Genomic DNA, 14,330 nt, shown 5'->3' with positions numbered 1-14,330 from the left:
GCCCCGCACACCCGCATCCACCGTCACTCCACCGAGAGGAACCACCATGGCTGAATACGTAGGATCCATCGATCAGGGCACCACCAGCACGCGCTTCATGATCTTCGACCACAGCGGCAACGAGGTGGCCCGCCACCAGCTCGAGCACGAGCAGATCATGCCGCAGGCCGGCTGGGTCGAGCACAACCCGGCCGAGATCTGGGAGCGTACGTCCGCGGTCATCCAGACGGCGCTGACCAAGGCCGGTCTCGGCGCCGAGGATCTCGCCGCTCTGGGCATCACCAACCAGCGCGAGACGACCGTCGTGTGGAACAAGAACACCGGACGGCCCTACTACAACGCGATCGTGTGGCAGGACACCCGCACGGACCGGATCGCCAGCGCGCTCGATCGTGATGAGCGCGGCGACATCATCCGGCGCAAGGCGGGGCTGCCCCCGGCGACGTACTTCTCCGGCGGCAAGATCCAGTGGATCCTCGAGAACGTCGACGGCGTCCGCGAGGCGGCTGAGAAGGGTGAGGCGATCTTCGGCAACACCGACAGCTGGATCATCTGGAACCTCACGGGTGGCCGCAACGGCGGAGTCCACGTCACGGACCCCACCAACGCGAGCCGCACGATGCTGATGGACCTGGAGACGCTGGAGTGGGACGACGAGCTGCTGGGCTTCTTCGACATCCCGCGGGCGATGCTCCCGGAGATCAAGCCCTCGTCGACCAAGGAGCCGTACGGTCTGACGCTCGAGAACGGGCCGTTCGGCGGCGAGGTGGCGATCACCGGCATCCTCGGCGACCAGCAGGCCGCGACCGTCGGCCAGGTCTGCTTCGCCCCGGGCGAGGCCAAGAACACGTACGGCACGGGCAACTTCATGCTGCTCAACACCGGCACCGAGCTCGTCCGCAGCAACGCGGGACTGCTGTCGACGGTCTGCTACCAGTTCGGCGACGACAAGCCGGTGTACGCGCTCGAGGGGTCGATCGCGGTGACGGGCTCGGCCGTGCAGTGGCTGCGTGACCAGCTCGGCATCATCTCCGGTGCCGCTCAGTCGGAGTCGCTCGCCAGCCAGGTCGAGGACAACGGCGGCGTCTACTTCGTGCCGGCGTTCTCCGGTCTCTTCGCGCCCTACTGGCGTTCGGACGCACGCGGGGCGATCGTCGGCCTCTCGCGCTTCAACACCAACGCTCACTTGGCGCGCGCGACCCTGGAAGCGATCTGCTACCAGTCCCGCGACGTCGCCGAGGCCATGGAGAAGGACTCCGGCGTGGTGCTCGAGGTGCTCAAGGTCGACGGTGGTGTCACGGCCAACGAGCTGTGCATGCAGATCCAGTCCGACGTCCTCGGCGTCACGGTCAGCCGTCCGGTCGTCGCCGAGACGACGGCGCTTGGTGCGGCGTACGCCGCGGGTCTCGCGGTCGGCTTCTGGAGCTCGACCGACGAGCTGCGGGAGAACTGGAACGAGTCCAAGCGGTGGGAGCCGCAGTGGGACGACGAGCAGCGGGAGACCGGCTACGGCCAGTGGAAGAAGGCCGTCACCCGGACCCTCGACTGGGTCGACGTCAGCTAGCCCAACCGCACACCGAGCACCACGACATCGAGAGGTACGAGCATGAGGTCAGCACCCCTGTCCCCGCAATCCCGCGAGGACGCACTCGAGGCGATGGCTGCCACGACACTCGATGTCCTGGTGATCGGGGGTGGTGTCGTCGGGGGCGGAGCAGCCCTCGACGCCGCCACCCGCGGGCTGTCGGTCGGCCTGGTCGAGGCGCGTGACCTGGCCTCCGGCACGTCGAGCCGGTCGAGCAAGCTCATGCACGGCGGGCTGCGCTATCTCGAGATGCTCGACTTCCGGCTCGTGGCGGAGGCGCTCAAGGAGCGCGGTCTCCACCTGCAGCGGCTCGCACCCCACCTGGTGCGGGAGGTCCCGTTCCTCTATCCGCTGCAGCATCGCGCCTGGGAGCGCGTCTACGCCGGTGCAGGTGTCGCCCTGTACGACGCCATGAGCAAGGCGTCAGGGTACGGAGCGGGCGTTTCGCTGCACCGGCACCTGACGCGACGAGGGGCGCGCGCCATCGCACCGTCGCTGCGCAAGGACGCGCTGGTGGGTGCCCTGCAGTACTACGACGCCCAGGTCGACGACGCCCGGCACACGATGTTCCTGTCGCGGACCGCGGCGGCGTACGGGGCGCACGTCGCCACCCGGGCGAGGGTCATGTCGCTGGTCAAGGAAGGCGGCCGGGTGGTCGGCGCCGAGGTCCGCGATCTCGAGTCGGGCCGGACCATCACGATGCGGGCGCGGCAGGTCGTGAACGCCACCGGCGTCTGGACCGACGAGACCCAGGCGTTCGCGGGGGAGCGCGGCCAGTTCCACGTACGCGCCAGCAAGGGCGTGCACCTCGTCGTGCCGCGCGATCGCATCCGCAGCGAGTCGGGCCTGATCCTGCGCACCGAGAAGTCTGTGCTGTTCGTCATCCCGTGGGGCCGGCACTGGATCATCGGCACGACCGACACCGACTGGTCACTGTCCAAGGATCACCCGGCGGCCAGTCGCAGCGACATCGACTACCTGCTGGAGCACGTCAACAAGGTGCTCGTCGAGCCACTCACGCACGATGACGTCGAGGGCGTCTACGCCGGGCTGCGTCCGTTGCTGCACGGCGAGGACGAGGCGACCAGCAAACTCTCCCGCGAGCACGCCGTCGGGCATGCGGCGCCGGGCCTGATCGTGGTCGCGGGCGGGAAGTACACGACGTACCGGATCATGGCCAAGGACGTCATCGACGAGGTGGCACACGGCCTCGAGGGGCAGCTCGAGCGCCGTGTGCCGGCGTGCGCGACCGAGCACATCCCGCTGCTGGGCGCCGAGGGCTGGGACGCGGTCTCCAACCAGCGCCAGCTCCTGGCGCGCGACTCCGGCCTGCACGACGAGCGGATCACCCATCTGCTCGGCCGCTACGGGTCCCTGATCCACGAGCTGCTGGAGCTCGTCGCCGACGACCCCGATCTGGGACTGCCCCTCGAGGGGGCGCCGGACTACCTGCGCGTCGAGGTCGTCTATGCCGCGACCCACGAGGGCGCCCGTCACCTCGACGACGTGCTCACCCGGCGTACGCGCATCTCGTTCGAGGAGTTCGACCGCGGCGTGACGGCGGCGCCCGTCGTCGCCGAGCTGATGGGGCGCGTCCTGGGCTGGGACGACGCGCAGCGCGCCAACGAGGTCGACCACTACGTCAGGCGGGTCGAGGCCGAGCGGGAGAGCCAGACCATGCCGGACGACGACACGGCCGACGCGGCCCGCAAGGGTGCAGCGGACGTCGTCCCGGTATCGGTCCGGGTCTAACCCGCCCGGGCCTCGCGGCGCTGGTCGATCACGAGGGTGATGAGGGCCAGCGCCGCAAGCACGGCGACCGCCGCCGAGAACGACGTGCCGGCCGATGTCAGGCCCCACTTCTGCGCCGCCAGGCCCTCGCCGATGACCGGCACCGAGATCGCGATGTAGGCGACGACGAAGAAGGCTGACGTCACGCCGGCCCGCTGGTGCGGGTCGACCTTGGCCAGCACGGAGGCGAGGCCCTTGCTGAACGAGATGCCCTGGCCGGCCCCCGCCGCCACTGCGGCCAGCACGATCAGGGGGACCGACTCGGCCTGCAGGCCCCACGCGAGGATCCCCATGCCGGCGACCAGGAGCGCACACCCCGCGTTGACCGCGTGCGTGGTCGAGACTCCCTTGAGGACGACCTGGGCGACGACCGACGCGCCGAAGACCGTGAACACGACGAGCCCTTCGAGCGCCGGGCTCGGGTTCGTGAGTGCGTTGGCCACGAACCTGGGGGAGACGGCAACGAACAGGCCCATCACCGCGAAGCCGGCGAATGCCGCGATGCCCGCGCCGATGAACGTCGTGCGTACCTTCGCCGGGACGAGCAGGCGCTGGAAGCCGGGCCGCGACCCGGGCACGACGTCAACGGTCTCCGCGACGCCCCAGACGAGCGCGACGGCGACCAGCGACAGCATGATGTGGACGATGAACGCGAGGTGCAGGTGCCACGGCAGCCAGTCGACCAGCACGCCGGCCACGAGCGGGCCGAGGCCCAGCCCGCCGATGTTCGCGGCGGTCGCGATCAGTGCCGCCCTCGGGCGCCAGGTCGCCGGAGCAGCCTCCACGACGGCCGCGGTTGCCGTCCCGACGAAGATTCCTGCCGACAGACCCGAGAGCACGCGGCCGACGAGCAGCGTCTCCGTGTTGCCGGCGAGCAGGAACACGACGTCGCTGATGATGGCCACCGCGAGGCCGCCGAGCAGGAGCGGTCGTCGGCCGAGGGTGTCGGACCACCGGCCGAACGCGAGCAACGCCGCGAGCACGCCAAAGGCGTACGTCGCGAAGATGACCGTCGACATCGTGATCGAGAACCCGAACTCGCCCTGATAGATGACGTACATCGGGGTGGGGAGCGTCGTGCCCATCATCGTGACGGCGAAGGTGAAGGCGAGCGCAGCGAATGCGCGGCCTCCGCTGAGGGGTGCCATGTCCGAAGTCAACCAGCAGCGCCGCTCACCACTTCCCGACGTGCCGCGGGTCACTGCACCGGCCGGTACAGTAAATGGCCTTGGTTCGCGATACGCTCGAGGGGCGCCGACCACCCTCGGCGCAGTGTTGCACCGCGGTGAGATCCACCCCGGTCGTGAGGAGGATACGTGGCGCGCATCATCAATCAGGTCGCAGTGTTCGGGCTCGGCAAGGTCGGCGAGCTCGTCGCCGTCATGCTGGGCGAGTCGGGCTTCAAGGTCATCGGCTACGACTCCGCGCCCCGCGACGATCTCGGGTTCGAGGTCAAGCCCCTCGACGTGCAGGACACCGCCGGGCTGCGTGAGTCGCTGCGTGGGGTCGACGCCGTCGTGTCGTGCCTGCCCTATCACCTCAACATCGACGTGGCCGAGGCCGCGTACGATGCCGGGACCCACTACTTCGACCTGACCGAGGACGTGCCGACGACCAACCGCGTCATCGAGCTCGCCGGGCAGAGCGAGTCGGGCGGCGCCGGTGCGGCGTTCGCACCGCAGTGCGGACTGGCCCCCGGGCTCATCGGCATCATCGGTGCCTCGATCGCCAAGACCTTCGACGAGATCCGCTCGATCGAGCTCAAGGTCGGCGCGCTGCCGCAGAACCCGACGGGCTTGCTGGGCTACGCCATCAACTGGTCGCCGGAGGGTGTCGTCAACGAGTACCTCAACGACTGCGAGGTGCTGCGCTCGGGCAACCGCCAGATGGTGCCCGCGATGACCGAGAAGGAGCGCGTCTTCATCGGCGGCATCGAGCTCGAGGCCGCACTGACCTCGGGCGGTCTCGGCACGATGTGTGAGACGTACGAGGGCCGGGTGCACCGTCTCGACTACAAGACGCTGCGCTATCCCGGTCACTTCGACCAGATGCACTTCCTGTTCGACGAGCTCAACCTGCGGGAGCAGCGCGAGCTGGTCGGCAAGATGCTGGTCGACTCCAAGCCGCCGGTCAACGACGACGTGGTCTTCATCCACGCCGCCGTCGAGGGCGTCAAGAACGGCCACCCGTTCCGCGAGAACCACGTACGCGCCTACAAGCCGCTCGACATCTCGGGACGCACGTGGCGCGCCATCTCGTGGACGACGGCCGCCTCCGCGGTCAGCGTCGTCGAGCTCGTCGCCGATGGCACGCTGCCGCACACTGGATTCATCAAGCAGGAGGACATCTCGCTCGAGCAGCTGTTCTCCACACAAGCCGGACGCCACTTCGCCGAGCAGGGAGAGGTCTGACATGACCGACATCGCCACACGTACTCAGGACATCCTCGACCGCCTCGGTGCGGGCAATCCGTTCGTCGCCGACGGCGACCTGGTCTGCCGGTCGCCGATCGACGGCGGCGAGATCGGCCGGCTGCGGTCGCACACCTCTGACGATGCCGCCGACGTCATCGGCCGCGCCCAGGCTGCTTTCGAGCAGTGGCGCAGCGTGCCGGCTCCCGTACGCGGGCAGTTCGTCCGCGAGCTCGGTGAGCTGCTGCGTGAGCACAAGGACGATCTCGGCGCCTTGGTGTCGATCGAGGCCGGCAAGATCGTGTCCGAGGGCCTCGGTGAGGTCCAGGAGATGATCGACATCTGCGACCTGGCCGTCGGCCTGTCGCGCCAGCTGCACGGCCTGACGATCGCCACCGAGCGTCCCGGTCACCGCATGATGGAGCAGTGGCACCCGCTGGGCGTCGTGGGCGTCATCTCGGCGTTCAACTTCCCGGTCGCGGTCTGGTCGTGGAACGCCGCACTGGCGTTCGTGTGTGGCGACGCCGTGGTGTGGAAGCCGTCGGAGAAGACGCTCCTGACTGCTCTGGGTTGCCAGGCACTGGCCGCCGAGGCCGCTCGCCGGGCCGGTGTGCCTGAGGGCCTGTCCGCCGTGCTGCTGGGCGACTACCGCATCGGTGAGGTGCTGGTCGACGACCCGCGCGTGCCTTTGGTGTCGGCGACCGGCTCGACCCGCATGGGCAAGCAGGTCGCCCCGCGCGTCGCGGCCCGCCTCGGACGTACGCTCCTGGAGCTCGGCGGCAACAACGCTGCGATCGTCGCACCCTCGGCCGACCTCGACCTGGCCGTGCGCGGCATCGTGTTCTCCGCCGTCGGCACCGCCGGTCAGCGCTGCACCTCGTTGCGGCGCATCATCGTGCACGAATCGATCAAGGACGACCTCGTCGCGCGCCTCAAGGCGGCTTACGAGACGCTGCCGATCGGATCGCCGCTCGAGGCGTCCACGCTGGTCGGCCCGCTCGTCGACAAGCCCGCGTTCGACGCGTTCGGCGCTGCTGTCGAGCAGGCCACGGCCGATGGTGGCGACCTCGTCACCGGCGGCACGGCTGCCGACGTCGACGGCGACGGGCACTACGTCCACCCGGCGATCATCGACATGCCCAAGCAGACCGACATCGTCAAGGCCGAGACGTTCGCGCCGCTGCTCTACGTGCTGACCTACTCCGACCTCGACGAGGCGTTCGCGCTGCACAACGAGGTCGCCCAGGGCCTGTCGTCGTCGATCTTCACCCTCAACGTCCGCGAGGCCGAGCAGTTCCTGTCGGTCGTCGGCTCGGACTGCGGCATCGCCAACGTCAACATCGGCCCTTCAGGCGCTGAGATCGGTGGCGCATTCGGTGGCGAGAAGGAGACCGGCGGTGGCCGCGAGTCCGGCTCCGACGCGTGGCGTGCCTACATGCGCCGGTCGACCAACACGGTCAACTACTCGACCGAGCTCCCGCTGGCGCAGGGCGTCGAGTTCGTCTGAGCCGAGGCCGCCCGCGGCCGAGCGCGAAGACATGCCAGCGAAGCGGGAGCGTCTCGCGGCGTAGCCGCCTGCTGCGAGGTCGTCTAGACCCAGATCGCCGGAGCCACGTGATCGCGTGGCTCCGGCGGCAGGCGCTCGGCCACGCCGTCGGCGAACCGCCGCGCGGTCCACGCCGTTGCAGCAGCGTCCAGGACGTCGTCGACCGCACACCCGCGGGCGATGTCGGTGACGACGTCGAGCCCGTGGTCGGCCAGCAACCGGCGACGGTGCGCCTCGCCGGTGGCTGTCGTCTTGCCGTCGACCAGGACGCTGCCGTTCATGGCCGCGAAGCACACCTCCGGGTGTGCCTCCACGACCGCCCGTCGGTCACTCGAGGCGAGCCAGTCCCGTACCTCCCGGATCTTCGGCACGAGGTACCAGGTCTGCTTGCTGAGCCCCAGTCCCAGCGCGCCGCGATTGGCGGCGTTGGCCGCGTGGTAGTCCGCGGCGTCGAGCACGCTCGACGCGGGTGCGTTGAACACGGTTGACGCCCGTCCGGGCAGTCGCGCACGCGCGAGCCGCTCGACCGTACGTGGCTGGTCGGCGGGCAGCCCGATGGGGATGTCGATCGCGATCGCCTCGACCTCTCCCGCACGCTCCACGAGCGCATCGATCGTCGGTGCCACGAGGACCGTCGTGGTCCGCTCCCACAGCACGCCGACCCACCCGGCCCGGCAACCGTCGACCCCCAGAACCGCCATGCCTCGATCCTCGCACTGGCAACTGTCGGTGCCGAGCGGAAGAGTGGCCGCATGAGCAGAGAATTCCAAGTCACGTTCGACTGCGCCGACCCGGCCGCGCTCGCTGCGTTCTGGGCCGAGGTGCTCGGCTACCAGGTGGAAGCACCGCCCGAGGGCTTCGAGACCTGGCCCGACGCGCTCAAGGCGTTCGGCGTGCCCGAGGACCAGTGGAACTCCAGATCCGCGATCAGACCCGTCGAGGGCGGCGGTCCGCGGGTGTTCTTCCAGCGCGTGCCCGAGGGCAAGACGGTCAAGAACCGCGTTCACCTCGACGTACGCGTGGCATCCGGCGAGACGGGTGACGAACGGATGGAGCTGTTCGGGGCCGAGGCGACGAGGCTGGAGCAGCTGGGCGCGACTCGGGCCTATCGGGTCGACCCGGCGCCGCCGATGGAGCACGGGTTCATCACGATGCACGACCCCGAGGGCAACGAGTTCTGCCTCGACTAGGAGCGGGTTCGGTTCTCCCTGCGCCACATGAGCTTGAGGCCCGACCAGTCGGTGTCGATCGCGGCGACCTTGACGTCGACCAGGCCCAGCTCGAGGGCGCCGTCACGGATCGCGTTCTCGGTGACGTCACTGACGTGACCGGCCGCCTTGCGGGGCCACGCGATCCACAACGACCCGGCCGGGAAGATCCATTCACTCCACGCCGGGAGGCCGTCGAGCTCGGCTGCCGACCGTACGAACACGAGGGCGACGTTGGTCGGGCCGTCCGGCACCCGCTCGACGTCCTCGAGTGGCTCGGCGAACTCCCACGCGTCGTCGGCGCCGACGACCGCGAGCCGCAGGCCCGGCTTGATGCCGAGCTTCCTGAGCTGAGGGGTGCCGGAGTAGCCGCTGTCCTGCGCCATGGCCACGAGAGTAGTGCCGGACACCCTCTCGCGAAGGCTCGTGCGCCTGCCGATACGGTGCTCCGCATGAATCTCGTGAAGCCCGGCGTGGGTGTCGCTGCGCTCGTCCTCCTGCTCTCGGCGTGCGGCGGCGGGGCGTCCTCAGACCGCCCGTCCAGCGGTGAGCTCGCCGATGCGATCAAGTCCGGCAGCTCCGGGCTCGGCGTCTCCGAGGACAAGGCCGACTGCGTCGCGAAGGTGCTGGTCGACTCCGATCTCTCGGACGAGGCGTTGCGTCGCTACACGGGTGACAACGATGCCGAAGATCTCAACGATGCCGACGACAAGGCGTTCGAAGATGTACTGAGCAGCATCCAGGACCGCTGCAAGGTGTCGCAAGGCGCCGTCTGACCCGCAAGCGTGCCGGGGCACAATCGTCGGTCCCGCACGGCACAATGGTCAGGTGAGCCTCTACCGTGACGCCGGCATCGTGCTGCGCGTCCACAAGCTCGGCGAAGCCGACCGCATCATCACGCTCCTCACGCGTGACCGCGGCATCGTGCGCGCCGCCGCCAAGGGCATCCGCAAGACCACGTCACGGTTCGGTGGCCGGCTCGAGCCGTTCATGCACGTCGACCTCCAGCTCGCCGAGGGCCGCTCGCTCGACATCATCACGCAGGTCGAGACGATCAACGCGTTCGCCAAGGATCTCGGCGGCGACTACGCGGCATACACGGCAGGCACCGCGATGCTCGAGACCGCCGAGCGGCTCGTGCAGGAGGACGGCGAACCCGCTGTGCCCCAGCTCCAGCTGCTCGTCGGGGCACTGCGTGCCCTCACCGAGGGGCGCATGACGCCGAGCCTGATCCTCGACTCCTACCAGCTGCGTGCGCTGTCGATCGCCGGCTACGCGCCGACGTTCGACGCGTGTGCGCGCTGCGCCGCCGAGGGCCCGCACCGCAACTTCCATGCCGCCTCCGGCGGCATGCTCTGCGACGACTGCCGCGTGGCCGGCTCCGCGGCACCGTCGCCGTTCACCGTGACCTTGCTGGCCGGGCTGCTCAGCGGCGACTGGAGCACCGTCGGCACGTCGGACGACCGGTCCCGCCGCGAGGCCAGCAGCATCGTCAGCGCCTACCTCTCGTGGCACCTCGAGCGCGGCCTGCGCTCCCTGAGCCACGTGGACAGGTAGCGGCATGAAGCGATCCGTGCGCCAACCGGTTCCGCACGCCTCCGGGGCGAAGCCGCCCCCGATCCCACTCGAGCAGGTGCCTCGTCACGTCGCGATCGTCATGGACGGCAACGGGCGCTGGGCCAAGCAGCGGGGCCTGCCCCGCACCGCCGGCCACGAGATGGGGGAGGCGGCGCTGTTCGACGTCGTCGAGGGCGGCATCGAGATCGGCGTCAAGGCCATCTCGGCCTACGCGTTCTCGACCGAGAACTGGAAGCGCTCGCCCGACGAGGTGCGGTTCCTCATGGGCTTCAACCGCGATGTCATCCGTCGCCGGCGCGACGAGATGCACGAGCTGGGCGTGCGCGTCCGGTGGGCGGGCCGTCGTCCGCGCCTGTGGCGCAGCGTCATCAAGGAGCTCGAGACCGCCGAGGAGATGACCCAGCACAACGACGTCCTGACCCTCACGATGTGCGTCAACTACGGCGGCCGGGCCGAGATCGCCGACGCGGCCGCTGCGCTGGCCCGGGACGTGGCGGCCGGCAAGGTCAACCCCGACAAGGTCAACGAGCGTACGTTCGCCCGCTACCTCGACGAGCCCGACATGGCGGACGTCGACCTGTTCTGGCGTACGTCGGGGGAGCAGCGCACCAGCAACTTCCTGCTGTGGCAGTCGGCCTATGCCGAGATGGTGTTCTCCGACATCGCCTGGCCCGACGTCGATCGCCGCGCGCTCTGGTCCGCGATCGAGGAGTACGCCGCCCGCAACCGCCGTTACGGCAGCGCCTGACCTGGCGGTCGAGCGCTGCCGTGGCAGGGATGATCACGCGTCGAGACGGACCCACGCCGCGACAGCGACGACCCAGAACGGGAGCACGACGAAGCCGATGAACCCGAGCGGTCCCAGCGGAGCGACCACGCCGACGACGATCGAGGCGATGGCAAGCCATTTCGGCAGCGCGTGGGTGGCCAGTCCCGCCAGCCCGGTGCCGACGTAGATCGCGATCATGCTCGCCATCAGCGGCAGGAAGCCGGCGTCGGTGATGATGGCGAGGGTGCGGATCGCACTGTCGTTGCCGGCGTCGACGGCTCGCCACATTGCGGCGTCCGTGACGGTCCACGAGGCGAAGGTCGCGGCAAGCGCCCCGAACCCCAGGAACACCGCATCGGCGAACCAGGTCCGGCCGGTCGTTCGCAACGCGTTCCGCAACGCGCTGGCGTAGAACAGGACCAGGCCGACGAGCACCATGCCGGCGTACGCGGTGACCTGGCTGACGCCCTCGCTGACGTCGTAGAAGTCCTTGATGTCGGCGGTCTTGGTGTCGGTCGAGATGTCATGGCTGGTGGCGATCATGCCCACGCAGAGCACGAGGATCGCGACAGCGAGGCCGACGAGCATGCGACGAGCGGGGCGTTCCTTGCTGGAGACTGCCGCGAGGGCGGCGGATGTGGTGGTCATGGGAGGTTCCTTCGATCGGCGTGGAGTGGACATCTCCACCGTCGTCCGCCGCGACCGTTCGCACATCGGAGGATGCTCCGGACCTTCGATCAGGGTTAACCCCAACGCACAGAGGCACTTCGAGGGTCATGATGAAGCATGGTGATGACCCGACGGCTCGCGACCACGATTGCCGGCGCAGTCATGGCGAGCGAGGCTGCCCTGGTCGTCGTCATGGCAGTCATCGATCGAGACCTGGTCCGTCGTGGCTACGGTGACCAGTTCGAAGGGCTGGACGAGGCCTGGATGTGGGGATGGGTCGTCGCGATCGTGGTACCGGGCATCGTGGGCGCCGTCATCGTGCACAGCCAGCCGCGCCACGCCGTCGGCTGGCTCTTTCTCGGCCTGTCGGTGTCGCTGCTGGTCTCGGGCTTCCTGGAGGAGTGGTTCACCCTCGCGGCGGTCGTCAAGCCTGCTGAGCTCGGCGGGGCGGGCGCCGCTGCCGTCCTGGCGGACAAGTCCTTCCTGCCGTGGTGGCCCCTCCTGACGCTGATCTTGCTGCTGACCCCGACGGGGACGTACGCATCGCCGCGGTGGCGGCTGGTGGGGCGGACGAGCGTCGTGGCTTCCCTCGTGTTCCTCGTCTGCTCGGTGGTCAGCACCCGGCCGCTGAACGAGCCATACGAGCGGGTCGGCAATCCACTGGCGGTCGAGGGAGTCGGCGACGTCGCGAGTGTGGCGGCTGGTTGGGCGTTCGGCGTGGTGGCCCTGTGCCTGTTGCTCGGCGGCTGCTCCCTGGTGCTGCGGTGGCGGCGGTCGACCGGTGACGCCCGCCGGCAGCTGCTCTGGCTGGCCCTCGCCGTCGTCCCTCTGCCCGCAGTCGTCCCCATCCACCTCTACGCCGTCAGCACCGACACCGAATGGCTGCTGCTCGCGTCGTTGGCGCTGTTCCTGGCCCTCATCCCGATCGCAGCGGGCCTGTCGGTGCTCCGCTACCGCCTGTACGACGTCGATCGCATCGTCGCGGCGACCACGACGTACTCGTTCCTGTCCTTCGGTCTCGTCGCGGTCTACGCCGCGGTCGTCTGGACCGGCAGCCACGTCTCGACGGCGTCATCGCCGTCGCCGGCCGCGACCGCGACGGTGGGCGCCGTGACGGCCGCAACGCTCGCGGCCCCGTTGCGCTCGGGAATACAGGTGCGCGTCGACCGACGCTTCAACCGGAGGGCGTTCGAGGCGGTCCGGATGGTGAGGGACGCCGTGACGGTCGACCGCGCCGGCGTCGACCCGGAGGCGCTGCTGCGCGAGGCCCTGCGGGACGACTCGGTGCAGATCGCCTATCCGGTCGCCGACGGCTGGCTCGATGGCCGGGGCGTGGCGGCAGTGACCCCGGAGCACCACGTGGTGGTCACCCGCGGAGGGCGGACTGTCGCGCGCATCGGCTACGACGCGGGACGGTCCGACGAGTCGACCGTCGCCCGGATCGGCCAGGTCGCCGCGGCCGAGCTGGACAACACCCGGCTTCGCGCCGATCTGCAACGCAATCTTGCCGAGCTCGCCGAGTCTCGCGCCCGGATCGCGGACGCGCAGCGGGCCGAGCGGCGACGGATCGAGCGGGACCTGCACGACGGCGCGCAGCAGAGCCTGCTGGCACTGGCCTTCGAGCTGCAGTCGGCCCATCTCAACGGTGATCCGGAGCGTATGCGTGCGGCGCTCGGGGCCGGCGCGACAGCCGCGCGCGACGCCTCCCGACAGCTACGTGACCTCGCCAACGGACTCCACCCGCAAGCGCTGACCGAGGGCGGGCTGACGGCTGTGCTCGACGACCTCGCCCGACTGTCACCGGCGCCGGTGCAGGTCACCTGCCCGCCTGACAGGTTTCCGCCAGCCGTCGAGTTCACGTGTTGGCTCGTCATCGCCGAGGCGGTGGTCAACGCGCACAAGCACGCCGCTGCGCAGCAGATCTGCGTCGAGGTGGCGCGTGAGGGCCAGACCGTGCTGATTCGCGTGCGGGACGACGGCCGGGGCGGTGCCGTCCAGGACAGTGGCGGGCTGCGTGGCCTGCGCGACCGCGTCGAGGCCGCGGGCGGACAGGCGCGGATCGTGTCCGGGGCCGAGGGCACCACGATCGAGGCGAGCGTGCCATGCGCATCGTGATCGCCGACGACTCAGGTCTTCTGCGGGCCGGCCTGTCGAATCTCCTGGTCGAAGCCGGCCACGAGGTCGTCGGCACAGCGCCCGACGGCGAGGGTGTCGAAGCCCTGGTGCAGCTGGAGTCGCCGGACCTCGTGATCCTCGACATCCGGATGCCGCCCACGTACACCTACGAGGGCGCACGTGCGGCGGTCGACCTGCGGGAGCGCCATCCCGATCTGGGCATCTTGCTGCTGTCGCAGTCGCTCGAGAGCCGCTATGTCGCCGACCTGGTCCGGGACCGGCCGGAACGCTTCGGCTACCTGCTGAAGGACCGCGTCGTCGACGTGGACGTCCTCCTGGACGCACTCGCATCGATCATGTCCGGGGGTACCGTCCTCGATCCCGAGGTGGTGTCACACCTGCTGGGTGGTCGCGGTGTGGCCGACCAGCTCGCCCGGCTCTCCACCCGTGAGCGTGAGGTTCTCGACATGATGGCGCAGGGCCTGTCCAACTCGGCGATCGCGCAGCGTCTCACAGTCGAGATCAAGACGGTCGAGACGCACGTCGCCAGGATCATGACCAAGCTGGACCTGCCCCCGTCGTCGGACGACAACCGTCGCGTACGCGCCGTGCTCGCGTGGCTCCGCGCGTGAGCGCGGCGTCGTGATCGGCCACCGAC

The 14,330-nt window shown here is 69.6% G+C and carries 14 protein-coding genes; 10 read left to right on the top strand and 4 right to left on the bottom strand.

Translation table 11 applies throughout. The features are described 5' to 3' along the window. Positions 1-46 precede the first annotated feature (46 nt). Both glpK and BOSE46_RS14995 read left to right on the top strand, forming a co-directional pair. On the top strand, positions 47-1,564 hold the full coding sequence (gene glpK / locus BOSE46_RS15000; RefSeq protein WP_159541000.1) for a glycerol kinase GlpK: 1,518 nt from the start codon (positions 47-49) through the stop codon (positions 1,562-1,564). A 42-nt stretch (positions 1,565-1,606) separates the two neighbouring features. Continuing rightward, positions 1,607-3,337, top strand: coding sequence for a glycerol-3-phosphate dehydrogenase/oxidase (locus tag BOSE46_RS14995; RefSeq protein WP_159540999.1), 1,731 nt, complete (start codon positions 1,607-1,609; stop codon positions 3,335-3,337). Here BOSE46_RS14995 and BOSE46_RS14990 read toward each other — a convergent pair. Then, on the bottom strand, positions 3,334-4,524 hold the full coding sequence (locus tag BOSE46_RS14990) for an MFS transporter (protein ID WP_159540998.1): 1,191 nt from the start codon (positions 4,522-4,524) through the stop codon (positions 3,334-3,336). The two genes, BOSE46_RS14995 and BOSE46_RS14990, sit on opposite strands and share 4 nt — an antisense overlap. Positions 4,525-4,692: 168 nt before the next feature. Between BOSE46_RS14990 and BOSE46_RS14985 the strand changes: the two genes are divergently transcribed. Then, positions 4,693-5,787: a saccharopine dehydrogenase family protein gene (locus BOSE46_RS14985; RefSeq protein ID WP_159540997.1), complete on the top strand. Its 1,095-nt coding sequence runs from the start codon at positions 4,693-4,695 to the stop codon at positions 5,785-5,787. Between the two features lies 1 nt (position 5,788). Further along, a complete protein-coding gene (locus BOSE46_RS14980) occupies positions 5,789-7,294 on the top strand; it encodes an aldehyde dehydrogenase family protein (protein WP_159540996.1) in 1,506 nt (501 codons plus the stop codon). A gap of 83 nt (positions 7,295-7,377) precedes the next feature. On the opposite strand, the gene BOSE46_RS14975 is transcribed toward BOSE46_RS14980, so the two are convergent. Further along, positions 7,378-8,034 (bottom strand): DUF429 domain-containing protein, encoded by a 657-nt coding sequence (locus tag BOSE46_RS14975; protein WP_159540995.1) that lies wholly within the window; start codon positions 8,032-8,034, stop codon positions 7,378-7,380. 51 nt (positions 8,035-8,085) lie between these two features. Here BOSE46_RS14975 and BOSE46_RS14970 point away from each other — a divergent pair, with 51 nt between their 5' ends. Beyond that, positions 8,086-8,523, top strand: coding sequence for a VOC family protein (locus BOSE46_RS14970; protein WP_159540994.1), 438 nt, complete (start codon positions 8,086-8,088; stop codon positions 8,521-8,523). Here the strand turns inward: BOSE46_RS14970 and BOSE46_RS14965 are convergent. Beyond that, the gene (locus BOSE46_RS14965; protein ID WP_159540993.1) at positions 8,520-8,927 is read right to left on the bottom strand and encodes a DUF3052 domain-containing protein; all 408 of its coding nucleotides are present in this window, start codon (positions 8,925-8,927) and stop codon (positions 8,520-8,522) included. The genes BOSE46_RS14970 and BOSE46_RS14965 overlap by 4 nt on opposite strands. Positions 8,928-8,993: 66 nt before the next feature. Between BOSE46_RS14965 and BOSE46_RS14960 the strand changes: the two genes are divergently transcribed. From BOSE46_RS14960 to BOSE46_RS14950, 3 genes are read left to right on the top strand one after another with little or no spacing between them, the layout of a single operon-like run. Next, a complete protein-coding gene (locus BOSE46_RS14960) occupies positions 8,994-9,317 on the top strand; it encodes a hypothetical protein (RefSeq protein ID WP_159540992.1) in 324 nt (107 codons plus the stop codon). Positions 9,318-9,369: 52 nt separating this feature from the next. Further along, complete coding sequence (recO, locus tag BOSE46_RS14955; RefSeq protein ID WP_159540991.1) at positions 9,370-10,098, top strand: DNA repair protein RecO; 729 nt, start codon at positions 9,370-9,372, stop codon at positions 10,096-10,098. A 4-nt stretch (positions 10,099-10,102) separates the two neighbouring features. Then, positions 10,103-10,867 carry an isoprenyl transferase gene (locus BOSE46_RS14950; RefSeq protein WP_159540990.1) on the top strand — a complete coding sequence of 255 codons (765 nt, stop codon included), beginning with the start codon at positions 10,103-10,105 and terminating at the stop codon, positions 10,865-10,867. Positions 10,868-10,900: 33 nt separating this feature from the next. Here BOSE46_RS14950 and BOSE46_RS14945 read toward each other — a convergent pair whose 3' ends face one another. After that, positions 10,901-11,536, bottom strand: a complete 636-nt coding sequence (locus BOSE46_RS14945) for a hypothetical protein (RefSeq protein ID WP_159540989.1) — start codon at positions 11,534-11,536, stop codon at positions 10,901-10,903. A 138-nt stretch (positions 11,537-11,674) separates the two neighbouring features. Between BOSE46_RS14945 and BOSE46_RS14940 the strand changes: the two genes are divergently transcribed. Both BOSE46_RS14940 and BOSE46_RS14935 read left to right on the top strand, forming a co-directional pair. After that, positions 11,675-13,672, top strand: coding sequence for a histidine kinase (locus BOSE46_RS14940; protein WP_159540988.1), 1,998 nt, complete (start codon positions 11,675-11,677; stop codon positions 13,670-13,672). Continuing rightward, positions 13,660-14,304, top strand: a complete 645-nt coding sequence (locus tag BOSE46_RS14935) for a response regulator transcription factor (protein ID WP_159540987.1) — start codon at positions 13,660-13,662, stop codon at positions 14,302-14,304. Before BOSE46_RS14940 ends, BOSE46_RS14935 begins: the two co-directional genes overlap by 13 nt. Positions 14,305-14,330: the final 26 nt, after the last annotated feature.

The sequence above is a fragment of the Aeromicrobium sp. 9AM genome (genome assembly GCF_902506105.1).
Lineage (GTDB): Bacteria > Actinomycetota > Actinomycetes > Propionibacteriales > Nocardioidaceae > Aeromicrobium.
Note: the sequence above shows the minus strand (reverse complement) of the source record. Positions and strands in the feature narration are given on the sequence as shown.

Excerpts from the sequence above, each read along its gene's own strand:
- glpK (WP_159541000.1), top strand. The coding sequence starts at position 47 with ATGGCTGAATACGTAGGATCCATCGATCAGGGCACCACCAGCACGCGC.
- BOSE46_RS14995 (WP_159540999.1), top strand. The coding sequence starts at position 1,607 with ATGAGGTCAGCACCCCTGTCCCCGCAATCCCGCGAGGACGCACTCGAG.
- BOSE46_RS14990 (WP_159540998.1), bottom strand. The coding sequence starts at position 4,524 with ATGGCACCCCTCAGCGGAGGCCGCGCATTCGCTGCGCTCGCCTTCACC.
- BOSE46_RS14980 (WP_159540996.1), top strand. The coding sequence starts at position 5,789 with ATGACCGACATCGCCACACGTACTCAGGACATCCTCGACCGCCTCGGT.
- BOSE46_RS14975 (WP_159540995.1), bottom strand. The coding sequence starts at position 8,034 with ATGGCGGTTCTGGGGGTCGACGGTTGCCGGGCCGGGTGGGTCGGCGTG.
- BOSE46_RS14970 (WP_159540994.1), top strand. The coding sequence starts at position 8,086 with ATGAGCAGAGAATTCCAAGTCACGTTCGACTGCGCCGACCCGGCCGCG.
- BOSE46_RS14965 (WP_159540993.1), bottom strand. The coding sequence starts at position 8,927 with ATGGCGCAGGACAGCGGCTACTCCGGCACCCCTCAGCTCAGGAAGCTC.
- BOSE46_RS14960 (WP_159540992.1), top strand. The coding sequence starts at position 8,994 with ATGAATCTCGTGAAGCCCGGCGTGGGTGTCGCTGCGCTCGTCCTCCTG.
- BOSE46_RS14950 (WP_159540990.1), top strand. The coding sequence starts at position 10,103 with ATGAAGCGATCCGTGCGCCAACCGGTTCCGCACGCCTCCGGGGCGAAG.
- BOSE46_RS14945 (WP_159540989.1), bottom strand. The coding sequence starts at position 11,536 with ATGACCACCACATCCGCCGCCCTCGCGGCAGTCTCCAGCAAGGAACGC.
- BOSE46_RS14940 (WP_159540988.1), top strand. The coding sequence starts at position 11,675 with ATGGTGATGACCCGACGGCTCGCGACCACGATTGCCGGCGCAGTCATG.
- BOSE46_RS14935 (WP_159540987.1), top strand. The coding sequence starts at position 13,660 with ATGCGCATCGTGATCGCCGACGACTCAGGTCTTCTGCGGGCCGGCCTG.